The organism is Prevotella sp. AM23-5 (assembly GCF_003473645.1).
In the GTDB taxonomy this organism is placed as follows: domain Bacteria; phylum Bacteroidota; class Bacteroidia; order Bacteroidales; family Bacteroidaceae; genus Prevotella; species Prevotella copri_A.
In genome coordinates this window covers 1-23,773 of sequence record NZ_QUCG01000042.1, presented here as the reverse complement: position 1 = coordinate 23,773, position 23,773 = coordinate 1, and the positions used below count along the sequence as shown (strand labels likewise).

Genomic DNA, 23,773 nt, shown 5'->3' with positions numbered 1-23,773 from the left:
GGAACCTCATTCGTTTTTACTTCAATGTACCATTGTTAGCAGCATTCACCATTGCCTGGCTAGCATACATGTAAACCTCTACACGACGGTTCTGAGCGCAGGCTGCTGTAGTATTGACCACAGGATTAGCTGAACCCAAACCCTCTACGCTCTTGATCTGACTGCTGGTAACACCGCATGACTTCAAGTAGGTAGAAACGGCATTGGCACGATTCTGGCTCAAAGGCAAGTTGATGCCATCATTACCTGTAGCATCGGTGTAACCCTGGATAGCAACCTCGCAGTCGGCATTGTTCTTCAAAACCTGGGCAAACTGAGCCAAGTCGTTCTTAGCGCTTGCATTGAGCGTATATTTGTTGGTCTGGAAGAGGATACCAGAATCGAAGGTTACCTTGACAGCTGTCAAACCATTGGCATCTGTAACGGTAGAAACCTGCGCATTCTTCACAGCCTCTGCCTCAGCCTTTACCTTATCCATGTGCTTTCCAATCAAGTTACCCGCTGTACCACCAACAGCAGCACCGATAGCAGCACCTACCACTGCACCTGTACCACGATGGCTGTTATTGAGCAAACCACCAACCAAAGCACCAAGAGCAGCACCAGCACCTGCACCAGCAGCAGTACCAGTCTTCTGACTAGTTCCACAACTTCCCAAAACGAGCAGCATTGAGAGCGCTGCAGCAGTAAATTTCATCTTTTTCATACTATAATTCTCCTATATTTATGTTATTTAAATGCAAAGATACGTCTTTTTTCCCCAATATGGAGGGTTTTCTAATATTTTTTTGTAATTTTGCATGCAAATTTAAGGGTATTTGTCCAAATGGCGAAAGGAAATCGCCTATTTCGGGGCGGAAATTCCCTATTGGCCGTGTTTTCACGCTCAAGATACATCGTGTTTTCACGCTCAAAATATCAAGCAGAATTTAAAAACAAAATATATAATTAGTAATATGGCTAAAGAACTTAAGAATTTAACCAAGCGCGCTGACAACTACAGTCAGTGGTACAATGATTTGGTAGTAAAGGCTGACCTCGCAGAGTTGTCACCAGTTCGTGGTTGTATGATCATCAAACCATACGGCTATGCAATCTGGGAGAAGATGCAGCAGCAGCTCGACAAGATGTTTAAGCAGACAGGTGTACAGAACGCATACTTCCCTCTCCTCATCCCGAAGAGCTTCTTCTCTCGTGAGGCAGAGCACGTGGCAGGTTTCGCCAAGGAGTGTGCTGTGGTTACTCACTATCGTCTTCGTTCTACAGAAGATGGAACAGAGGTTGAGGTGGATCCTAATGCCAAGCTCGATGAGGAGCTGATCATCCGCCCTACTTCAGAGACCATCATCTGGAACACCTATAAGAACTGGATTCATTCATGGCGTGACCTCCCTATCCTCTGCAACCAGTGGTGTAACGTGATGCGTTGGGAGATGCGTACCCGTCCATTCCTCCGTACTTCTGAGTTCCTCTGGCAGGAGGGTCATACTGCTCATGCTACCAAGGAAGAGGCAGAAGCAAAGGCTCAGGAGATGCTGAAGGTATATGCTGAATTCGCTGAGAAGTATATGGGTGTGCCTGTATTGCAGGGTGTGAAGAGTGAGACAGAGCGCTTCGCCGGTGCATTGAACACTTATACCATCGAGGCAATGATGCAGGATGGCAAGGCGCTGCAGAGCGGTACTTCTCACTTCCTGGGTCAGAACTTCGCCAAGAGCTTTGATGTTACCTATCTGAATAAGGAGAACAAGCCTGAGTATGTATGGGCTACTTCATGGGGTGTTTCTACCCGACTGATGGGTGCCCTCATCATGGTTCACAGCGATGACAACGGTCTGGTATTGCCTCCAAAGCTGGCTCCTATCCAGGTGGTAATCATTCCTATCAACAAGGGCGACGAGCAGTTGGCTCAGATTACAGCCAAGCTGCAGCCAGTTATCGACCAGCTCCGCGAGTTGGGCATCAGCGTGAAGTATGATGACAACACAGCTAAGCGTCCTGGCTTCAAGTTTGCTGACTACGAGTTGAAGGGTGTACCTGTTCGTCTCGCTATGGGTGGCCGTGACTTGGAGAACAACACCATCGAGATCATGCGTCGTGATACCTTGGAGAAGGAGAACGTAAGCTTCGACGGCATCGTAGAGCGCGTGAAGGATATGCTGGAAGACATCCAGAAGAACATCTTCGAGAAGGCTCGTGCTTACCGTGATGCTCACGTATATGAGTGCGACAACTACGAGGAGTTCAAGGAGCGTGTAAAGAATGGCGGTTTCTTCCTCTGCCACTGGGACGGTACAGCCGAGACCGAGGCAAAGATCAAGGAGGAGACTCAGGCTACCATCCGTTGCGTGCCATTCGCTTACGAGCAGACTCCAGGTGTTGATATGGTGAGCGGCAAGCCTGCCGTAGCTCGCGTTATCATCGCAAGAAGCTATTAATTATTAAAAAAACGGTGTCGGGAGATTCCCGGCACCATCCAATATCAAATATGAAGCAGCTGATACTCTACATCATTTTTCTGATGTCCATGGTCTTCTCAGGCTATGGAGAGGTATCTGCTGCTTCTATTTCTTTATCCCATCAGGATTCTTTAACTGTAGAAGCTACTGATGCTGCGCACAAGAAGGATGGACTTGCCAAGGTTACACCTCACCAGCAAGAGCAGGATGCCCAGCTGGAAGATGCATCCAATGCCGCCTATCGGGTATGCAGCAGTCGTCCACAGCGTTTGTTGCCAAGTGGCAATATACATGGCAACCCATCTGCAAGCAGTAGATTGCTAATCCATAGAATCCGTTTTTTATCATCCCTTTTATCAGTCATAGAAGGTGCGAAGGAGCCTTTCCGCCAGGAAACTGCCCCTATCCACTTTGATGTCGCCAGCAAGTATTATGTCATTTGCCTGCGGCATCTCACCTGTTAGTTCTTCTTTTTATATAATAACCTGTAAAGCTTTTGCCCTTACAGGGCGACAGGTTTGTGCCCGTTAATACCCAGGGTGTTGCCCTGGGCTAGGAGCTTCTGCCCTTTCAGGGCGTATGGAGCCATACTAGCAAAAAGTCGGCATATAATAAGGTGTATGCATGGCATACGTTTATTTACAAAAAACAGATTTATAAATATATTTAAAGAAGAAAATAAGATTATGGCTAAGATTAATCATTTAGATATGGGTGCGGAAGTATTGGCACTCGACGATGTACAGGTAAAGAAGGGTTTCATGGGGTTGACCATCAAGTTGATCTACAAACCAACAAACAGTACAATCAAGATCAAGGAGAAGGAATACTCTGCTGAGGATGGCAAGAAGCTCATCAGCATCCTTAACTCTGCCCCTAACGAGGTAGAATCTTCTATCAAGAAGTTCCCGGTATCAGCCATCAGTATGGGTAATATGAAGCTGCAGGCATGCCTCTCTGACGACCATCAGTTTGTAGCCACCCAGCTCCTTGCCTTCAAGGATTTCGGCTACCAGCCAGTTACAGAGATGGTAACCTATACAGGCAAGACAGCCGAGGCTTTCGCCCAGCTGTTCTAATAGGAATTAAAGTGGGTGCGTCATAGCCTTATGACACACCCACTTTTTCGTTTATTTATTGATTTTCTTCATCGGATATTTTATTCATCGGATTACGCTGAGTAAACGGACCCTTAACCACCTTCCTCGGATTATAAACGGAAAGCGACCTATGCGGTCGAGGGGGCTTAAACCACATCATATTTTAGGCACGCAGATTACGCAGATGACGCAGATTCTTTTCATCCGATAAAATCTGCGTCATCCCAAAGACCGAATAGGTCTCCAAATCTGTGTAAATCTGTGAAATCTGTGGGACATAAAAATTGAAGGAGAAGAAAAAATCTGCGAAATCTGCGAAATCTGCGTGACCTTATACATGTGGTTTAAGCCCCTCGACCGCATAGGTCGCTTTCCGTTTAAATTCCATGCGTAATCCGGGAAGCAAGAATGTTCCGATTCATCCGCGTAATCCGATGAATAATGATACGCCCTCCTAAATCATTAGAATCCCCACTTTTCCTTGACCGTATTCGGATCACAAGAAGCATTTTCTACACTTCTCTCAATATCATCCGGAAGATTGCAGAAGAAATCAAGTCCTGTCAGCTCTTCCAGCTTCCTGATATTGACCACATGACCCTTAACCGTTTCAGATGAACCATAAGCGTTGTGGCGGAACCAGAAACCGATAGCCTGATAACCTTTGGCATTCTTCAGAAGAACCGCACAGAAGAAATACTTCGGAACGATATAACCATTCTTCGTATAATTCAGAATCTGACCAGAAGAGTCGATGGTGCCACCTTTGCACACATAAAGCGTATCTTTGGCATGAGATGCCTGGGTACTCATATCGTAGGTAAGGAAATTACGGACCAGCTTCTCCATATCTTCCCAGATACCCGCATTGAAATTATGCATCTGCGGATACATATTGGTCATATAGAATGTCTGTCCATTGGCATCCTGACAGTAAACTCTATCCTCAGAAGCCACGATGTGACCACGATCATATCCACTTTTGCTAAACTCATTGCTAACCGGTGGCTGGCAATCGGCATCTACATCCGGGGCTTTCTGGAACGGATCCCCACTCCATTTCTTGCCCATCCAAGTAGCACCTTCCCACTGCTTTCTACTCCAGTTTTTCATATTGTTAGACTGGCAGATCTGATAACAGCACCATCTTGGCGACTTCTTATCCAAATCGTAGTAAGTGGAATAGGTTACGCCATAGTCAGCCGTTCTGCGAACGAGCACTACATTTCTAGAAGTTCCATTCGCCACAATCTTAGGGAATTCCAACCCTGTTGCTTCTGTTGGAACAGAAGCAGAAACCACATTCTTATTCGCATTCGAATCTTTCAGAGAGCCCTGGTCATCACCGTCGCTACTGCACGCAGAGAAAGCCAAGAGGAAACTCAAGGAAAGAAGATAAATCCATTTTGTCTTCATAACTACAATTGAAAAGCGAGAACATCACCTATCCAGCAACATTCTCGCTTAACCTTACTTATTTATTAAACTTACGTATCAGATTACTTTCCCTTAGAGAAGAGGAATGCGCCACCTACCTGAGGAGCGTTCTTGTATGATGTATGATAACCGATGATGGTAATCTTATCGCCAAAGTTCAAGCCAAGCTCACCAGCCTTCTTGCCTTCACCACCCCAGCCTGCAGTCAAGCCATAGACGTAAGCAGAACCAGTAGCATCTGTCAAACCGAAGTTACCGTATGTCTTCAAATCATTTCTCTGACCGGCAAACTCTGTGATGGTACCTTCCAACATATAATATACGTTTTTATCATCTTTCTTAGTCAGGAAGTCAGCTACAGAAATCTTGGTTACTACCTTCACAGCCTCCAAAGTAGCATTCTTCATCTGACCTGTACCATTATAGATGTCCTTCACACCAGTAAGTGTTACAACATCGCCTACCTTCAAGCCCTTCTTCTCGAAGTCACCCTTGGAACCGATACCGTAAACGTATGTTTCGCCAGTAGCATCCTTGATGTAGCAATTACCATATTGAGCTTTAGCGACCTTGGTAATGACACCAGTCAGACGATAAACGGTAGAACCCTTCTCAGCCTTGTTGAAGTCAGCAATAGGACACTCGATGATAGAACCCAACTGATAAGCTACAGCAGTAACAGTAGAGCTCTGCTTACCTCTGGTAGAAGTGAAGCTGATGCTAGAAGAACGAGCACCACCTGCATTGGCATTGGCATGGAATGTAATCTCAGCCTTTGTACCACTGGTAACGATACCCTTAACAGACAACCAGCTCTGATCAGCCTCAGGGATATCAACAGTTACGCCTTCACCCTTTACGGTCAAAGTAACCTTGAAGTCCTCACCAGCCTTATCCAAGGTATCCTTGTCGAGTTCTTCAACCTTGATCAAAGACTTGGTATAGCTCAAAACGGTAACGTTCTTCAACTGAGGAGTACCCTTGTAAGTCTCTCTTGGACCCTGAATAGTAACCTCATCACCCTCCTCCAGCTTCAAGCTAGCGAAGTTCTTCTCACTACCATTGGCATCCAGTGTACCATAAACATATACCTCACCAGTACCATCATTGATATACCAGTTACCATATGTAGTATTAGAAAGCTTGGTGAGCGTACCCTTTACCTTATAGGTTTCGCCATCATTACCAGCCAGGATTTCTTTACAGGTAGAGAATGGAGGATTCAATACACCCTGGATCACAGTGATATACTGAGTAAGAGCACCACTTACCAACTTGAAGGTACTGTTGTTAGCACCCTTAGTGGCAGCAGCATTGAAGACAACATGAGTTGTACCAGCGTTACCGCCCGTGCAAGAGGAAGTAATCCAGGCAGGAATAGAATCCACAGGATTTCCCTTCTTGTCATTGGTAACAAACTTCCAGTCAGCAGCAGAAGTAACATCAAATTCAACCTTTCCACCCTCTACAGGAATAGAGAGAGATGACTGAGAAACCTGAATGCCATCAAGCTGACCTAAGTCCTTATCATCGCTACAACTTGCAAAGAAGCCTGCAACGGCAATCAATGCGATGAAAAAATATTTAAATTTCATAATTTCTATACTTTATTAATTAGAAGATGTAACGGAGACCCACTGATGCATACCAGCACTGACCGATAGAGTGATTTGTTACGAAAGTCTTGGTGTTACCATTGATTGACTTTGGAGTAGAGAAGGTTGCATAACCCTCTGCATCCTGACCCTCGTAACGCAAGATACGTGGATCTGAACCAATCTCAGGGTTCAAGTACTTCATGACACCCCAGCTAGAGTTGAAGAAGTTGAGTACGTTCTTCATATCGAAGCTCAACTGGATAGTGTTGGTGTGACCAGCCACATCAAACTTGAAGTCGTGCTTGTAGCTGAAGTCGATACGATGTACCCAAGGGTTGTAAAGGCTGTAAGCCTCTGCATACTCACCCTGATGGTTCTTCAGGTAGCTGTTGGCATGTACATAATCCATGAAGCGGGTCTTATCATCCTCTGACTTGAAGCGGAACTCATTGTCAGCTACCTGCTTGTCTGTTGGGATGTAGAGAGCATCATAGTTGTAACCATCATTATTGATATCGTTTACAGTCATGTAAGAGTAGTTGTAACCACCACGCCATGCCTCATAGATGAAGCTATAGTGGTTGTTGCTCTTGTCGTGGATCGTTGCAGAAGCAATGATACGATCAGGAGTTACATTCTGTCCGTTGTGCAACTTGATGTTGTTAGGACCATATACTGTAGAGATATAGTTCAATACAGAAGATGCGTTAGATCCAGGAAGTGATGTAACCTCCTTAGATACAGTATGAGTATAGGCAGCCATCAAGTTCAACCACTCCCATGGCTGAGCATTTACCTGTGCAGAGAATGACCAACCGTAACCACGGCTTGTGTTCTCAAGTACATAAGCATGAGTACCTACAGAAGAACCCTTAGGATATACAGGGCGGTTGTCTGCACCATTGAAACGTGGGAAGCCCTTGGCATCCTGTACGCTCCAGTCGGTCAATGTAGCTGCATTCAATGTCTTGTTGAAGATACCTTCAACAGAAACAGACATTGGGAATGACACAGGGATCTGATAATCGATAGCGAAAGATGTCTTCCATACCTGTGGCAACTTGAAGTTTTTATCTACAGCAGAGATAGCTGAAGGAACAGTACCCTCATCTGGAGTGATGTCCTTTGGATAACCCATAGAAATCAACTTTTCACGGAGAGCAGCAGCGGTTGGCTTACCATCCTTATCAGTAACCAAACCACCAGCAAACTGGTTCATATCGGTCTTCTTCTCACCTGTAAGAGGATTGGTTGATGAAGCATTGATATTTGCCTGATACTGTACCATACCAGAGTTGGTTGGCAAGTTGGTGAAGAATACCAATGGCAAACGGCCCTGGAAGAAACCAGTACCACCACGGAACTTCAATGTCTTGTCACCAAATACATCATATACGAAACCGATACGAGGAGAAACTGTCAAAGAGCTGTTTGGCCACTTACCAGAGTCGATGTGACGACCGTTGTAGTCGAGATTGAGGATGGCATTGTTAGTCATCAAATCAGAATTGTTGAAGAACAGACCATCCAGACGAAGACCATAGGTCAACTTGAACTGAGGAGTCATCTGCCACTCATCCTGAGCATAGATACCAGCCTTGTTATACTGTACGCGGGCAGCTGGATTGCTGTTACCACCATAACCATAGGTCAAACATACAATCTGAGGAGCAGCACCATTCAGGAAGTCGTCGAGGCTCTTGTAACGATAATAACCAGAACCATTACGCTGATAAGCATTGTCAGCCATCTGGTGCTCATAGTTGAGACCGGCGATGATCTTGTGCTTACCGAGATAGTAAGTTACATCGTCTTTGATATTCCATACAGTATTGTGTACTGCATTGTTCCAGGTAAACAACTCATAACCCAAAGCCATATAGTTGTTGGTACCATCAGCATCAGCAGTTCCATCTACACTCTTCTGTCCGCCATCGAGGATATCGATGAATGGGAACTCTGAAGAATTAGTGTAACGGCTATCATCCAACTTAGAGTATGTGAACAGGAACTGGTTAGACAGATTATCTGTGAAACGGCTGTTCAAGTCAACTGTCCAAGAGTTCACGAGATTGTCATTGGCATACATACTGTTGGCAAATGACATAGAGTACTGAGACATACGGCTACCAGATGCACGTGTACCACCATCCATAGATGATGCGTTAGGAGCCTGCCAAGAACGGTTCTTGGTATAGTTGTAGCGTACAGCCAAGTGATGCTTGTCTGTGATGTTCCAGTCAACACGGAAGAGGAGCTTGTAGTTGCTCTCGTCTGCAGGGAAGTTGGTCCATGAACCTGTATCGTAACCATACTTATCCTTAACGAACTTAGAAACTCTCTCCAAATCAGCAAGCTTGGTACGAGAGATATAGTTCTCAGCATCACCGATACCATTCTCAGAACCTCTCCAGCGGTTTACCACTGTAGGAGTCTTGACCATTTCACCGTTAGCGAAGAAGAACAACTTGTTCTTGATGATAGGACCACCGAGAGAGAAACCCCAAGTAGTCTGCTGATCCTTCTCACGTGCACCAGAAATCTGCTCACGCTCGATAGCATCACCACGCATGTTCTCATTCTTGTGATATACGTAAGCGCTACCCTTGAAGTTGTTGGTACCAGACTTGGTAATAGCATTGACACCACCACCTACGAAGTTAGTCTGACGAACATCATAAGGAGAGATAACAACCTGCATTTCCTCGATAGCATCCAGAGAGATAGGAGCACCACCACCAGGAAGCTTTGAGCTCAAGCCGAAGTTGTTGTTGAAGTTTGCACCATCCACAGTGAAGTTGGCTGTACGGCCATCAGCACCTGCGAATGACATTCCGTTTCCACCATAAGGAGAAAGACGGGTGATATCAGTAATGCTACGGCTAACAGTTGGCATGTTAGCAATCTGTGCATTAGAGATGTTGGTAGAAGCACCAGTCTTCTCTACACTGAACTTGGAACCCTTTGCTACTACTACAACTTCGCCAAGCTGCTTAGCATCCTCATCAAGAGTTTCTTTCAAGTTGTAGGTTTCACCAAGCTGAAGGGTGACGTTCTTTACGACCTTAGTCTTGTAGCCGATGTAGCTGATCTTGACTTCGTAAGGACCGCCGACACGCATACCATTGATAGTGAACATACCATCAATGTTGGTTACAGCTTTGTAACGAGTTCCAGAAGGAACGTGAACGGCCTCAATCGTTGCGCCAATCACGTCTTCACCACTTGCAGTCACAGAACCACTTAAACCAGAAGTAGTAATCTGTGCCATGGCTGTAGTAACCATAAAGGCCAGCAAAGCCATTAATAAATGCAATCTTTTCTGCATACCTTTTTTATAAAAATTAATTAATAATACGGGGAAAGGATCCCCAAAGATCGTTTTCGAGTGCAAATATAAACAAAAAAATCGATATAAATGTTACATCTGCATTAAAAATGATGTTTTATAACACAAAAAAAATCTGCGTTAAGCAAATAACGCAGATTTTCTTTAAATTGTTATTAATAACGGGGGTTTGCTTATAGTTTTTTTTGAGGAGTAGCGGCTACTCCTTTCGCTGCCAGATACTCATTACCTTGCGACGGATGGCTACTATATTCAAAACCGAAACCACCAGGAAGAGAGCAAAGCCTAAGGCAATGGCTGGAAGCATCGTTCCCTCTTCGATGTCCGGGAAGAGTGCCTCGATGAAATCCATGTAGTATCCTCGCAGGAAGAAGAGGATGATCCAGGCGATGACCAGAACCACGATGTTCAGAGAGATGGTGAGCATCTGATATGGCTTCGCCACATTGCCCGGACTGTAACCTATCAAGAGCAGATTCTCCAACTTGGAAGAGTTCTTCTGTACCAGGAGATAGATGCTGAGCATCAGGATATAGAAACTCAGAACGGAAATCACAAGACCGATAATCATCACCATCGATACCATCATACGGAGGAAATAGGTGGTCTTCTCGGCATCGAGCTTATCTGTCTCTACCTCATAACCGTTGTCATCTAGATATTTGGTGATATTTTCGTCGCCCGGATTGCCTACCTCTACGATCAGACGGGTAGGATCGCTCTTCTGGTTAGGCGCAAACTCCTGGTTGCTCCAATCCATAAACGCCTGTGGCACGAGAATCGTGTTGAGACGGGAGGAGAATCCAATGACCTTTCCCTTGAACAGTTCTTTCTTGCCGCCTGCCTGAATGCAGATATTGAAATCAATCATTCCCATCAGACCATCACTGATCTTAGGAAGCGAATGGCTCTGGGCGAATCCGAAGTTATACATATTAATATAGGTACGCGGGAGGATGATTGGCACCACCTTCTCGCCAGGTGTGTATTTCCAATCCTTGAGCGGAACATCCACGAAACCATCAGGAACACTCTCGAAGAAAAGCTCACTGTTCAATACATTCACACCATTTACGCCCATCTGCGCATCTACCTTGTACTCGGTAGAGGTAAACTTGCCTATCTTCTTCACGAACTTCTGGTCGCTGACATCATCCATCTCTGCTCCCGAAAAGGTATTGGAGCGGCCGCTGATGGTATTGCCCATACCTATTTTCTTGCTCATGATGAGATAGTCGGCTTTCATAAAACTGTCTTGCTGGGTGAAGACAGGCAGCACATCCTGATAAAACTGAAAACCGAAAAGTACGATGAGCATACCGAAGAGATTAGCAAAGGCGAAGCCTGCAAACTGAGGTATGCTGATATGCTGACGAAGTAACTTCCAAACCAAATTCATAATCTAAATATATGTTCATAGTTTAAGTCCATGTGCTTACCGATACTGGTCACGATGACTCCAGCCCCCTGCTTCTTCGCCTCCTTCATCATGATTTCGCCCATGATGCGGGAATTGTTGTCGTCGAGGTGACTGATCGGTTCATCTGCAAGAATGAAATCGAAAGGCTGGCAGAGGGCACGCATCATCGCTACACGCTGCTGCTGACCGAACGACATCTTCCCTACCTTGGCATCCACCTTATCGGCGATACCAAGCATATCAAACCACTGCAGAATCTGCTCGCGGCTCTTGAAACCGGTAATCTTGTTCTTGATCTCAACATTCTCCATCGCCGTAAGCTCTGGGAAGAGACGGAGTTCCTGAAAGAGATGACTGATATGACGCTTTCGCATCTCTACCCAATCGGAAACCTTATAATTGGCGGTAACATCATTATCAAACATCACGCTTCCGCTGTAGTCGTGACGATAGCCGAGCACGTAGCTGCAGAAAGTACTCTTTCCGCTACCACTCTCAGCCTCAACCAGATAGAGATGACCTTTCTCGAAGGTAACATCCTGCTTCCATATCTCCGAATGCAGGTCTTCACGCTGGGCGAAAACCTGAGGAAGAACGGAATGAAGCTGAATCTTTTCCACTTTATTTTTTTTATTTAATGTTTTATCTTTTGAGCTTAAAAAAAAGGACAGGGGGACTAGCGATGGAATCGCTAGGAACTTACTTCAGGGTGTAAACCACAGAAGTAAGATTTCCGAAGACTGGAGCAAGCAGACCCGTAACAGTTGAGATGGCATCATCCTTGCCTGTGCCGCTACCATCAGAACTCTTGGCGAGATTGATGACCATCGCCAGCTTCTGTCCCACGATAAGCTTCTGGATCTTGGCATCTATCGGATGATTGCTTGCCTTCACCGCATACTGAGCTGTCAGCTCATCGCTGCCGCTGAAGAACTGCTTGTCATCGGTTACGCCGAAATAGAAGGAAGTCTTACCATCGGTATAGAAATAGGAATTCTTACCCCAGTTGGCTATCTTGGCACCGGCAGGACATGAAGTCTTCCAGTAATCTACATCACCCAACCACTTGCTATGCGCCAACTTAGCAGCCATCATCATCTTCAGGTCTGCATCGCCCAGTGTAGGCAAAACGATGGCCATATCGCCATCTACACTTCGCATGATGTTATCCATATCCACCGCCTGGTTGATACCCATCAGGAGGGTCTGAAGACTGCGGTTGCTCTGCATCATCGGCAGGAACTGTTCACCATTTACATTCATGAAGATACCTGCCAGGGCATCATCCGGCATCGATTTCACATAACTGCCCTTGATAGGACGATAGTTTTGTGCCGCCTTCTGCAGCGCCTTGTCGATGGTTTCATTAAAGGAGAAAGTCTCACCCTGAATCTGCAGGATGCCATCCTTTACCTCCATATCGGCAGCGATGACCACCTGCGAAGGATCGGTATCCTTAGGAGCACCCAGGGTAAATGGAGCTACAAACTTCTCAGGCAAAGCCTGTGCCTGAGCCACCATAGCCATAGGAGAAGAGAGGGTCTGCAGACGTTCGTACATAGGAGAAACGGTAATGCCATCCTCCTCTTCTGCTTTCAGATACTTTACCATCTGCTGCTGGAGCTGAGCCTGGGCATCAGCCACCACAGGTCCCATCACGAGGAGCGCCTGACCGGAGAAGCCCACGAGCCATGAATCCTTCAATACTGCGAAATGAAAGCCTTTGCGTTCCTTCACTTCCGAAGCAATGCGCTTCTTGGCAAGCGAGGCAAGCCAGTCTTCCACATCCCCCTCATCGCTCACCTTGGCACAGAGACCGAGGTTGCCATCGGCACTCTCGAAGAGATAAAGTTTTTCAGAGATATCGATGCCACACTTATCTACATCATCCACGTGGAGCAGAGACTTGAGCATACCCGCCTTGTCTTCCGCATTCTTATCGGAAGCCATCTGCTGCAAATCCACCGAGATAAGAGCTGTACTTTTCTTAGGAATGGCATTGAGATAATCGCTGCCAGAGCATGAGCTTAACACTACAACGAGAAGTGCTAAGCTCATCAAAACCAAATTCTTATACAATCTTTTCATCACAAAAACTAACACTTATATAATCTTCTTATATTCTTCTTGCAATATGCGCCATGTGAACAGCTACAAGTCCCGCCGTTTCCGTGCGAAGACGACTGGTACCCAGCGATACGCTCTCGTAACCATTCTCCAAGGCAAGACGAACTTCGTCAATAGAGAAATCGCCTTCTGGACCTACCAATACCGTGATATCAGCAGCACCGGATTCCTGGGATGCAGATGAATCCAGAGATGCATCAGAATCCATACTGCACGAATTGATTTCCTGGAAGAAATCCTTCTTCTCTACTTCTTCGTAGCAATGACAGATAAACTTGCGACCCGGACGAGGAGTCTGGATAAACTCCTTGAAGCTCTCCAACTCATTCACGACCGGTTTCCACGCCTTGTGACTCTGCTTCACGGCAGAGATGACAATCTTATCTATTCTAGGAGTCTTCACTACCTTTCGTTCAGAAAATTGACAATTGAGGAAAGAGAGTTCATCGAACCCGATTTCCGTAGCTTTCTCAGCCATCCACTCTATACGCTCCATCATCTTGGTAGGTGCAATGGCAAGATGGATATGCCCCTTCCATGCACGTTCCTGAGGCATATTCTCCTTGATTTCATAAAGACAGCGCTTACTGGAGGCTGCTGTCACCTCTGCACGGTAGAAAGACCCTTCCCCATCCATGAGGAAAATCTCATCACCACCCTTCAGTCGCAACACTCTCAGCGCATGGGTAGCCTCCTCTGCGGGCAATTCTACCTGGTTTGCCGCATCCGGCACATAGAAATATCTAACCTCTTTCATTCGTTATCAATTATCTGTCATCAATGATCAATCAGTCAAGTTCTTTTCATCCTTTTCTTCCTGGCGGCGCTTCATCTCATCACGGATAAAGGAAGCTCCCTCGTAGTTTTCTTCTTCTACCGCTTTCTCCAGTGCTTTCTTGAGAAGTGAATCCGGTAATCCCACGATAGGAAGTGCCACACTCATCACATCCTTGCGGAAAGGTGTAGTGAATTTCTGAAGCACCTCCATATTGGTAAAGATCTCCAGACCGGCGGCCAACGCCAGCAGGACAGCCTCATCCTGAGGAAGAGAATACGCTGATCCAGAAGTAACATTCACCAGTTTTGCCTTAGGACCTATATTTCCATTGGCCTCGAAAACAACGTGATAGGCTTGAGGACCCTGTTCACAAATCATTCTAGCCAACACATCTACCAGATGCGGATGCTTGACATCCTTATCAAGCTGACGAAACTTGATTTCATTAGCCATCGGCTTATCTGTTACAATGGAGAGTGCACGTTCCTCCTCGGCATCAGTAAGAGTGACAACACAAGCCTCCTCTGCATCAGGAATTGCAAAAGCTCCCTGATAAACTAATTTTATTTTTTCCATTTTCATTATCCTTTCTTTGGTCTAAACAATACGGCAAAGGCTACACCGACCACGAGTGCATAACCTGCGAAGATAAACCAGCAAGTCTGCCAATCGCCCATCAAATACCCATTCTCCCAATGACAATAATGGTTGATCACCTGTCCTGCAAGAATTGTGCCAACAGAGGCTCCCAAACCATTGGTCATCAGCATGAAAAGTCCCTGGGCAGAAGCACGCACCTTAGGCTCGCACTTCTGATCTACGAACAATCCACCCGATACATTGAAGAAATCGAATGCCACACCATAGACGATGCATGAGAGTATAAAGAGGGTTACGCCTGGGAAAGCAGGGTTACCCAATCCGAAGAATCCGAAGCGGAATACCCATGCAAACATGGCGATGAGCATCACTACCTTGATGCCATAGCGCTTGAGGAAGTATGGAATCAGGAGAATGCAGAGTGCCTCTGCCACCTGGGAGATAGAAACCAGGAGAGTGGCATTATTGGCTGCAAATGTATCCAGCATGGAAGGATCGCCCTTGAAACTGGTGATGAACGGAGTAGCATAACCATTGGTTACCTGCAGGCTCATACCCAGCAGACCCGAGAAGATGAAGAACATCGCCATCTCGCGGCTCTTGAAGAGTTTGAAGGAATCGAAGCCCCAGGTCTCCATCCAGCTGCGTGCCTCTTTCTTCACCAACGGGCACTGTGGCAGGCTGAAGCAGTAGAGGAAGAGGACGATGCCCAATACTCCAGATACCAGGAACTGGAAGTGGGTATATTGGAACTTATGTGCATTTTCGGTAAAGAGGAACATAAACGAATCGTTATCCCAGGTAGCACAGTTGACAATCCACATGGTAAGGATGAATCCTACGGTACCGAAGACGCGGATTGGAGGGAAATCCTTCACGGTATCAAGTCCATGATTCTTCAGAATGGTGAATGCCGAAGTATTTGACAGCGCCAGCGTAGGCATATAGAAAGCTACGCTGAAGGTATAGATCGCCATGAAGACAGTCTCGTTAGGAGTAGCACTCGCCTCTCCCATCAGGAAAAGAGCTATCATCGACAAGCCAGCCAGGAGATGGCAATAGCCCAGGAGACGTTGCGGCTGCACATACTTGTCAGCAACAATGCCCATCAATGTAGGCATAAAGATTGATACTATACCCTGGATGGTATAGAACCAGGAGATTTCAGCACCCATCCCGGCCTTGCCGAGATAGTTGCCCATAGATGTGAGATAGGCTCCCCAAACTGCGAACTCCAGAAAGTTCATCAGCGCCAAGCGAACTTTTAGATTCATTTTCTTATTATTATATTTCCTTATGGTTTTAATATTCTTTTTCTGTCTGCTGCGTCCTCCTTCTCAAGGGATACGCCATTGCAGATTATATCTTGCAAAGATACACAAAATCTCTTAAAGAACGCAGATTTTTTAAGAATATCCGCCAAAAAGCTAGTTTATTTAACAAATAATATGTAATTTTGCAGCCGAAATCAAAACAAAAGATAAAATGTTATTAAAGTTTTTCCTAACGTGTAATAAGATTGGTGCCTTTACGCTAGGTGGAGGCTACGCCATGATACCTATCATGGAGAGAGAATTCGTGGATAAGAACAGATGGATGGACAAACAGGAATTTATGGACATCATGGTGGTGGCTCAAACTACCCCGGGCATCTTCGCCATTGATATGGCGAGCCATATCGGCTACAAGATGAAGGGTGTATGGGGCGGCATAGTGGGAGCTGTCGGCATCGCCCTGCCTTCTATCATCGCCATCCTCATCATCGCCATGTTCTTCCAGCAGTTTAAGGATAATTACTGGGTGGGCAAGTTCTTTGCCGGCGTTCGCCCTGCCGTGGTGGCGCTGATTGCGGCTCCTTGCTTCAAGATGGCAAAGACGGCGAACATCAACCGCTACAACATCTGGATTCCGTTTGTATGCTGTGCGCTGATTGCTGCATTCGGCATCTCGCCTATCTATATTATCATAGCCGCCGGCGTGCTCGGGTGGCTTTACGGAAAATACAAGAAGCAAAGCTAATCATAAAGTTCAAAGTTCAACGCTAAAAGTTCAAAGTAAGAAAATGCTATTTCTAAAGTTATTTATCATATTTACCAAGATTGGTACATTTAATTTTGGTGGTGGATATGCGATGCTGTCACTCATCCACAACGAAACCGTAGTAAAGAACCAGTGGCTCACCAATGCCGAGTTTACGGATATCGTGGCTATCAGCCAATCTACTCCGGGTCCTATCGGCATCAACTGCGCCACTTATGTGGGTTATACCGCTTGTCTTCATGCCGGTTATCCTACCTGGGCAGCCTGGGCAGGCTCCTTCCTGGCATCCCTTTCCATCATGTGGCTGCCATTCATCATCATGATTCTCATCAGCCGCTATCTGATAACCCATAAGGATTCCAAGATTGTGAAGGATGTCTTTGCGGGTCTCCGTCCTGCCATCATCGGACTGATTGCTGCAGCAGCTGTGCTCTTGATGAATAAGGAGAATTTTGGATCGCCAACAGAAGATCCATTTGCTTTCGGTGCCAGCGTAGCATTGTTCCTGGGTGCATTCTATTTCACCAAGGCCAAAAAGGCAAATCCGATATTGCTGCTTTTCATCTGTGGAATCATTGGATTGTTTATCTTCTAAACAACCCAAACACCTTCAAATAGGCACAAAAAAAAATTGATTGTCTCCCGACAACCAATCTTTTATTAACCTTAATAATCTAATACCATGAAAAACACGTTGCAAAATTACAAATAATCCTGCAACCTACCATATTTTATTGTAAAAACCTATAGAGAATTAACTCTCTTTAAAGGTTTTTCCATTCCATTTAAAACTTCTTTGCACTTTTATTGCACTAACTGCCTTTTTATCCTCGGCAGAGAGCAATGGCAAAGACAGGCGTACAACCAGCGAGTTTTCGTTCTGCAAAAGCAAGGCACTCACTATTCTCGGTTCTATCATCGCCTTCAGTTCTGCAAAGCGAGTTTCGCTCATCGTATCCGGTTTCTGGATAAGGCTTTCTGCCAAATCCTCCATTCGCTTACCATCCAGGAGACGAGTGGCATCCATCTTCTTCCAATCCTGATTGTAGAAATAGAGTTCACTCTCCTTCTCGGGACCAGCGAAAGTCTTGACTACACAGAGCACAGAATCTCCGTTTTCCACAGGCAACTTTTTCATCTGCAAGGTAGAAGCCATGGTCATACGGATCTGCACGAAGTCCTGGGTCAGCGTATCCATCACGCTCACCTCTTCCAGGAGATTCTTCACTTCAGCCTTCACTCCCATCTCCTGCAACTCAGCAAATTCGAGTCGCATGTTCTTGTTGAGACAAGGCATTACTTCATCAGGCATCGAAACCAGCAGGTCTTTCATCGACTTGGCCCCGACACCCAAGCTTGCAGTCAGCAAGCAAGCCATCATTATATATTTTATCTTCTTCATTTTTACAATTCCTTCGACCATTTCTTTCCCCAAGGAGTAAAGAGCCAAATCAAAAATGCCGTAGCCGGAACTAAGCATATTGCAAAAGTTAAAGCCAATGTATTCATTTTTGAAGCCTTTAAATTATTTACTAAATTTCGCAAGTAAGCCCCATACGCCCTGAAAGGGCAGAAGCTCCTAGCCCAGGGCAACACCCTGGGGATAATATAGAGATGGTAATTACGCCCTGTAAGGGCAAAAGCTTCCATACTGCAGCTATATTTTTAAAGCTTTTGCCCTTACAGGGCGCAGAGCTACAACAACTATTACCCAGGGCGCTGCCCTGGGCTAGGAGCTTCTGCCCTTTCAGGGCGTGCCGGGAAATCGTCACATAGATCATTACCAATCCTTCCATATTTCTCTATTTTCCGACAAAAGTACAGAAAATAATTGTAATCTGCAAGTTTTTTCTTGTTTTTCTATCCAACAATCGCTAAAAAAACGAAAAAGAGGAAAGTGTTTCTGGCGAAACACTTCCCCCTCAAATTATCTAATCTATTAATCGTACTTATCTTCTTCAGGAAAGATTTACTCCTCAACAGCAGCCTGAGCCGCAGCAATATTATCAGTATGGGAAGCCCTTTCCGTAGGTTACTCTAAACATAGGATAATATTTCCTTCTGTCTATGTAAAGGCTTTACACCTTATTATATTTATATACATATTTATATATATAGTTAATTCATTATCTATTTTTCATGAAATCGTGATGGATGATTACGCATTCTTTTTCTGCAACGGCATAGGCACATCCACATTTGAGTTCTTGCCACCAAGCATTTGGATAGTTTCCTTCAATGCTTGCACCTGTCCCTTTAGAAATATAATCTCCTGGTCTTTTGCATCAGCAAGGCTCTGTTGTCGTTTCTTATATAGGATTGCTGCATCCTCTTCCTGCGCCACGCCTACAGTTTCTTCTTTAGCAACGTAGCCTTCGCCGCCATTCTTCATGTATTTTGTTCCGCCATAGAAGAAATCCATAGTCACACCAAGAACTTCACAGATTCTCTCCAAGATGCCAGTCTTTACGTCTTGCACCTTAAATTGTTTACTAAGATTGGATTGAGACATATCCATCCTCTCTGCCAATTTTTGTATTCCAATATTCTTCTGCCCTAATATCTTTCGCAGTTCTATTCCATTCATTTAATTAATATGAATTAATTTATGTTAATAATTTACCAAATATTCATATTTTTATGAATGTTTTGGTATCTTTGCACTCGAAATAACGAAATAGTAACGTTCGTAAAACGAAATACGTTTGCAAATATACATAAAAAATACAATATGAGCAAGAATAACTTTGAAATTTTAACCGAAGTTTATTCTGGAACCTCAATAGGCGAAAGAATAAAAAAGAGAGAGCAGGTCATCAGCGACTACCTCAACGTGTATGGGCAACTCATCCTGAACAAGGTGCTGAAACCAACCCCTGTGATGGAACACCTTGCCAAGAAATACAACTTTTCTCGCTGTGGTGTCTTGAAGATACTGAAGGAAGCAGGAATATATCATGGGCGTTCAAATCCTGTGGTATATCCAAGTGAGTTGAACAATAAAACAGAAATTTATGGAACAGCGAATCGTGTTTGAGGACAAGAATGTCAGTTACAAGACATTTCTTGAAGACTTAGCTACTTTCCTGGCACCAAAGATTGCGCTCTTGATAAAGAATCCTCCAAAAAAGTATTATAGTGAGCGAGAAAGTATGAGAGTGTTCGGTTCTGGGAATGTGCGCCGTTGGATTAAGGAAGGCAAGCTCAAACCTTTTTCCAAGAGAAAGGGAAAGACAGAATACAAAGTCAGCGACCTTCAGGAGTTACACCGAAGAGAGCAAGACTACTTTTAAAGCAAAGAGCAATGTACAGAATCAAAAGATATTATCAAGTAGCAGAGAAGCAACCTTGGCTTATAGACCTCCTCGTGAAGTTGAAGCCTTCGTACTTTGCCCCTTGCCAAGGCATAGAAGAGTGCAAGCTTGCACTCCACAACCTAGGCGAGGACATAAAAAAGCAAGAGCTAAGTTGGAAAAGAGGAAAATTTCTCCTTTCCTACATACGAGACATAACAGAGAAAGACGATGAAATCATCATCAGCTACAAAGGCGGCAAGCCCTGCGTGTCTTTCAAAATAGAGGAATCAAAAGCCAAAGAATCATGAACATAGCAGACAATAGTTGGATTAAGTTGCCACGCAACTTTGTAAATTGGAGTTGGTACCATGACGCAAACATGGTGCAGCTATATCTGTACCTTCTTCTCAACGCCAACGTTTATGATGTCAAATACAATGACATCACCATCAAACGTGGCGAATGCCTTGTTTCCCTCAACCATTTATCTAAGGAAACTGGGATTTCATTGCAGAAGCTTCGAACAGGGCTCGCAAGACTCCAGCGCACCAAAGAAATCGAATATAAGAAGTTGCAGAACGGAAGAATCATCGTTCTTGTTGATTTCAACAAGTTTCAGCCTATCGGAATAGACGAGGCTGCTCCAGATTGGATAAAGTTATATCGCAAGATTTGCGATTGGGGTTGGTATCATGAGCCAAACATGGTGCATTTGTATGTGTACTTCATGTTGAAAGCAAAATTAGTCATAAACAACGACAGCAGAAGTGAAGCATGGCAGCTCAATTCCACCTTGCGTTTATTGACAAAAGCAACCGGCATTTCCGAGAAGAGCATCAGAACTTGTCTAGCCAGATTACAACGAACTGGCGAAATCTCGTATTTACCAGGGGTGGCACATAAGCAAAGCGTCATAACTCTCTGTAATTATGATAGTTATCAAGCTACAAAAATTTCAACTAACACAGTGCTAACACAAGAGAGGCACAATAATATAGAATCCGTGTCAGAACATAACAACTCACAAATATCGGCACAAAAAGAACGAGACATAACTCGCTGTAATTATGATAGTTACCAAGCTACAAAAATCTCAACTAACACGGTACTAACACAGGAGCAACATAGTTCTAACACGGTACTAACACAGGAGCAACATAGTTCTAACACGGCTTTAACAACACTAAAAGAATATAAGAATAAAAGAATAAAAGAAATAAAGAATATCGACGACGACATCGCGCACGTGCGTGAGGGGGATTTCGTCGAAGTTTTAGAAGTGACCGAGGTGGAGAAAGAAAACGAGCAAAAGAAATCAAACAAAGAAAATTTTGCCGACCTCGTGAAGTCAGAAACCACATGGTTAGCTGCCATTCAGAAAAAATACAAGCTCCTCACATCAGAGGAAGTGAAGAACAAAGTTGACGAGTTCGAGATTGAACTAGTCTGCCGTGGCAAGGATAAGCATGAGGATATGAAAGACTTCAAGTGTCATTTCTGCGACTGGCTTGAAAAGAATTTGAGAACTATCAACCAACCTCAGGCTTCCAACCGTTCCACATCACCAACCTCAGAGCGTTGGAGCGGCGAGAAGTTTGTACCAAAAAGTTCGGAAGGAGGTATCTATGAAGGAAATTTCTAACATGGGGTTCACCCCAGAGCTGTGCTTTGAGCATCTGCGCTATCATTTCGCCCAAGAGGTGAAAAAGAGAGAGAAGTCTTTCGTTGCCGAACCATCCCAGATGGAAAGCATGAAAAAAGTTGCTTCGTGGTTAACAACTGGAAAGGAGCACTGCTGGCTTGTCCTCAACGGCATCACAGGCAATGGCAAGACCACCTGCGTGAAGGGGATGCGAAGCTTCATCAACTGCTGTAAGATTCCCGATCCTAGCAATGGCGAAGGCAGCGTGTTCAGCTCCAAGGCAGGAATCTGGCTAGTCACGGCTAGAGAACTCTACCAGATGTTCGTAAGTAACAAGCCCAAGTTTGAGCGATGCGCCAACACCTACATCCTCGCCATCGACGAGCTAGGAACGGAAGAAACGGACTTCTGCGAGTACGGGAACAGATACAAGCCCATCGAGCAGCTGTTGTCGTATCGCTACGACAAGATGCTCCCGACCATCATCACCACCAACTTGCCGATGGCAGACATACGCCCGAAATATGGTGACAGGCTTGCGGAAAGGCTCAACGAGCTGATGGAAGTGGTACACATGCCAGACATCAACTTCCGCAAGATTCACTAAAAAGCGTAAAAACAACGCTCAGGACGACTTTTCCGAGGCAAGCAATAAATTCCTCACAGAAACAAACAAAACGTCTCAAATCGCAAATAAAGCGGCAAAAATTAGGTTTTACATGGAAGAATACAAAACAATTTTGAAGAAAACAGATGGAGGACTGGATATTTTCAGCTATTATCTGGGTAAGGAGTGCTTGAAGAAAAAGTTCAAGAGCCCCTTCAGAAGTGGCGACAACCGTCCGTCCTGCCATCTGTATCTCAACGAGCCTCCAGGAGAGCAAGCCTACTACTATCTCCAGGACTTTGGCGACAGCAGATGTAGCGGCAACGCCTTTGCAATCGCTGCAAGGGTGCTGAACATGAGCATCCGCAATGATTTCAAGGCCGTATTGGAGAGAATCGACCAGGACCTGTGCCTGGGAGTCTTTGAGGAGAACAAGGGAAAGTACTCCTCAAAGCCCCAGTTCAACAGAGCTGCCATCAAGCAAGAAATCAGCAAGAACAAGACATCAAGTATCAAGACTTTCATGCCTGTCATACAAGAATTTATGTCTTGGGAACTAGAGTATTGGAACAAGTATGGAATCGATGTCAACACCCTACGTCGCTATCATGTTCACAGCCTAAGAAGCGTGACTTTCAATAAAGCCGACGGCAAGAGTTTCAACATATTTGGTTCCAAGGCCATCCCAGCCTACGGCTATTTCTTCAACGACATGAAGGGCATCAAAGTATATCGTCCTAAGGCAGAAAACAGATTTCTGTATGGCGGCGACCTGCCAACGCCATATGTGTTTGGATGGGAACAGTTGCAAGAAAACGGCGACATGGTGTTCATCACTGGTGGAGAAAAGGATGTCCTGTCCCTTGCTTCCCATGGCTACAATGCCATAGCATTCAACAGCGAGACGGCAAAGATACCTGCAGACAAAATAAAGCTGCTTTCTCAGAGGTTCAGAAAAATTATATTTCTTTACGATTCTGATACTACAGGCATCAAGGAATCCAAGAGCAGAGTGGAAGAGCACAATGGCAATTACAACGTTTTCAGATTGGAGTTACCTCTCAGCGGAACCAAGCAAGAAAAGGACATTAGCGACTATTTCGCCTTAGGAAGAACGACACAAGACCTACAAAAGTTAATAAACAAGATGTAGGAACATCATGATGATAAAAGTAAATGAGTGAAACGAATAAATATTTAACAATCATGAACAAGCAAAAGAACGGAAAAGCACTGTATTTGGAACACGCAGCAGAAGAAATCTGCTTTGAGTCCTTGACAGTGAAAGATCAACCTAAAATCCGCAACTATCATCCAATA

Annotated in this window: 23 protein-coding genes; 11 read left to right on the top strand and 12 right to left on the bottom strand. The window is 44.9% G+C overall.

Translation table 11 applies throughout. The features are described 5' to 3' along the window. Positions 1-16 precede the first annotated feature (16 nt). The gene (locus DW657_RS10895) at positions 17-706 is read right to left on the bottom strand and encodes an OmpA family protein (RefSeq protein WP_118312520.1); all 690 of its coding nucleotides are present in this window, start codon (positions 704-706) and stop codon (positions 17-19) included. A 250-nt stretch (positions 707-956) separates the two neighbouring features. Here DW657_RS10895 and proS point away from each other — a divergent pair, with 250 nt between their 5' ends. The 3 genes from proS to DW657_RS10880 all read left to right on the top strand — a co-directional run bounded on the left by proS (position 957) and on the right by DW657_RS10880 (position 3,538). Then, positions 957-2,438 carry a proline--tRNA ligase gene (proS, locus tag DW657_RS10890; RefSeq protein ID WP_089545090.1) on the top strand — a complete coding sequence of 494 codons (1,482 nt, stop codon included), beginning with the start codon at positions 957-959 and terminating at the stop codon, positions 2,436-2,438. Positions 2,439-2,488: 50 nt separating this feature from the next. Beyond that, a complete protein-coding gene (locus DW657_RS10885; protein WP_118312519.1) occupies positions 2,489-2,923 on the top strand; it encodes a hypothetical protein in 435 nt (144 codons plus the stop codon). Positions 2,924-3,145: 222 nt separating this feature from the next. After that, entirely contained in the window at positions 3,146-3,538 is a 393-nt protein-coding gene (locus tag DW657_RS10880; RefSeq protein WP_118312518.1) for a hypothetical protein, read from the top strand. 483 nt (positions 3,539-4,021) lie between these two features. Here DW657_RS10880 and DW657_RS10875 read toward each other — a convergent pair whose 3' ends face one another. The 9 genes from DW657_RS10875 to DW657_RS10835 form a co-directional block, all read right to left on the bottom strand. Beyond that, entirely contained in the window at positions 4,022-4,975 is a 954-nt protein-coding gene (locus DW657_RS10875; protein ID WP_118312517.1) for a DNA/RNA non-specific endonuclease, read from the bottom strand. Positions 4,976-5,058: 83 nt separating this feature from the next. Then, entirely contained in the window at positions 5,059-6,591 is a 1,533-nt protein-coding gene (locus tag DW657_RS10870) for a BACON domain-containing protein (RefSeq protein ID WP_118312516.1), read from the bottom strand. Positions 6,592-6,610: 19 nt separating this feature from the next. After that, positions 6,611-9,922 carry a TonB-dependent receptor domain-containing protein gene (locus tag DW657_RS10865; protein ID WP_118312515.1) on the bottom strand — a complete coding sequence of 1,104 codons (3,312 nt, stop codon included), beginning with the start codon at positions 9,920-9,922 and terminating at the stop codon, positions 6,611-6,613. A 220-nt stretch (positions 9,923-10,142) separates the two neighbouring features. After that, complete coding sequence (locus tag DW657_RS10860) at positions 10,143-11,342, bottom strand: ABC transporter permease (RefSeq protein WP_118312514.1); 1,200 nt, start codon at positions 11,340-11,342, stop codon at positions 10,143-10,145. Next, positions 11,339-11,983 (bottom strand): ATP-binding cassette domain-containing protein, encoded by a 645-nt coding sequence (locus DW657_RS10855; RefSeq protein ID WP_118312513.1) that lies wholly within the window; start codon positions 11,981-11,983, stop codon positions 11,339-11,341. The genes DW657_RS10860 and DW657_RS10855 overlap by 4 nt, the downstream gene beginning before the upstream one ends. 79 nt (positions 11,984-12,062) lie before the next feature. Further along, the gene (locus tag DW657_RS10850) at positions 12,063-13,421 is read right to left on the bottom strand and encodes a DUF4836 family protein (RefSeq protein ID WP_233546900.1); all 1,359 of its coding nucleotides are present in this window, start codon (positions 13,419-13,421) and stop codon (positions 12,063-12,065) included. Positions 13,422-13,479: 58 nt separating this feature from the next. Then, a complete protein-coding gene (locus DW657_RS10845) occupies positions 13,480-14,247 on the bottom strand; it encodes a 16S rRNA (uracil(1498)-N(3))-methyltransferase (RefSeq protein WP_118312511.1) in 768 nt (255 codons plus the stop codon). Positions 14,248-14,274: 27 nt separating this feature from the next. Continuing rightward, complete coding sequence (locus tag DW657_RS10840; RefSeq protein ID WP_158577353.1) at positions 14,275-14,844, bottom strand: UvrB/UvrC motif-containing protein; 570 nt, start codon at positions 14,842-14,844, stop codon at positions 14,275-14,277. Between the two features lie 5 nt (positions 14,845-14,849). Further along, complete coding sequence (locus DW657_RS10835; protein ID WP_118312509.1) at positions 14,850-16,142, bottom strand: MFS transporter; 1,293 nt, start codon at positions 16,140-16,142, stop codon at positions 14,850-14,852. Between the two features lie 211 nt (positions 16,143-16,353). Here DW657_RS10835 and DW657_RS10830 point away from each other — a divergent pair, with 211 nt between their 5' ends. Together DW657_RS10830 and DW657_RS10825 are read left to right on the top strand one after the other, a co-directional pair. Then, positions 16,354-16,887: a chromate transporter gene (locus DW657_RS10830; RefSeq protein ID WP_118312508.1), complete on the top strand. Its 534-nt coding sequence runs from the start codon at positions 16,354-16,356 to the stop codon at positions 16,885-16,887. Between the two features lie 43 nt (positions 16,888-16,930). Next, positions 16,931-17,503 (top strand): chromate transporter, encoded by a 573-nt coding sequence (locus DW657_RS10825; RefSeq protein WP_118312507.1) that lies wholly within the window; start codon positions 16,931-16,933, stop codon positions 17,501-17,503. Between the two features lie 159 nt (positions 17,504-17,662). Here DW657_RS10825 and DW657_RS10820 read toward each other — a convergent pair whose 3' ends face one another. Together DW657_RS10820 and DW657_RS10815 are read right to left on the bottom strand one after the other, a co-directional pair. After that, the gene (locus tag DW657_RS10820) at positions 17,663-18,310 is read right to left on the bottom strand and encodes a DUF3256 family protein (protein ID WP_233546899.1); all 648 of its coding nucleotides are present in this window, start codon (positions 18,308-18,310) and stop codon (positions 17,663-17,665) included. Between the two features lie 756 nt (positions 18,311-19,066). Continuing rightward, positions 19,067-19,495: a helix-turn-helix transcriptional regulator gene (locus DW657_RS10815; RefSeq protein WP_118253405.1), complete on the bottom strand. Its 429-nt coding sequence runs from the start codon at positions 19,493-19,495 to the stop codon at positions 19,067-19,069. Positions 19,496-19,639: 144 nt separating this feature from the next. On the opposite strand from DW657_RS10815, the gene DW657_RS10810 reads away from it, so the two are divergent. The 6 genes from DW657_RS10810 to DW657_RS10785 all read left to right on the top strand — a co-directional run bounded on the left by DW657_RS10810 (position 19,640) and on the right by DW657_RS10785 (position 23,606). Next, the gene (locus DW657_RS10810; RefSeq protein WP_117586505.1) at positions 19,640-19,945 is read left to right on the top strand and encodes a hypothetical protein; all 306 of its coding nucleotides are present in this window, start codon (positions 19,640-19,642) and stop codon (positions 19,943-19,945) included. After that, on the top strand, positions 19,923-20,201 hold the full coding sequence (locus DW657_RS10805; RefSeq protein WP_117586506.1) for a hypothetical protein: 279 nt from the start codon (positions 19,923-19,925) through the stop codon (positions 20,199-20,201). The genes DW657_RS10810 and DW657_RS10805 overlap by 23 nt, the downstream gene beginning before the upstream one ends. Before the next feature lie 11 nt (positions 20,202-20,212). Continuing rightward, entirely contained in the window at positions 20,213-20,512 is a 300-nt protein-coding gene (locus DW657_RS10800; protein ID WP_117586507.1) for a hypothetical protein, read from the top strand. Continuing rightward, positions 20,509-21,846 carry a hypothetical protein gene (locus tag DW657_RS10795; RefSeq protein ID WP_118312506.1) on the top strand — a complete coding sequence of 446 codons (1,338 nt, stop codon included), beginning with the start codon at positions 20,509-20,511 and terminating at the stop codon, positions 21,844-21,846. The genes DW657_RS10800 and DW657_RS10795 overlap by 4 nt, the downstream gene beginning before the upstream one ends. Then, positions 21,830-22,453: a hypothetical protein gene (locus DW657_RS10790; RefSeq protein ID WP_118253402.1), complete on the top strand. Its 624-nt coding sequence runs from the start codon at positions 21,830-21,832 to the stop codon at positions 22,451-22,453. The genes DW657_RS10795 and DW657_RS10790 overlap by 17 nt, the downstream gene beginning before the upstream one ends. Positions 22,454-22,586: 133 nt before the next feature. Then, positions 22,587-23,606 (top strand): toprim domain-containing protein, encoded by a 1,020-nt coding sequence (locus DW657_RS10785; RefSeq protein WP_233546893.1) that lies wholly within the window; start codon positions 22,587-22,589, stop codon positions 23,604-23,606. Positions 23,607-23,773 lie beyond the last annotated feature (167 nt).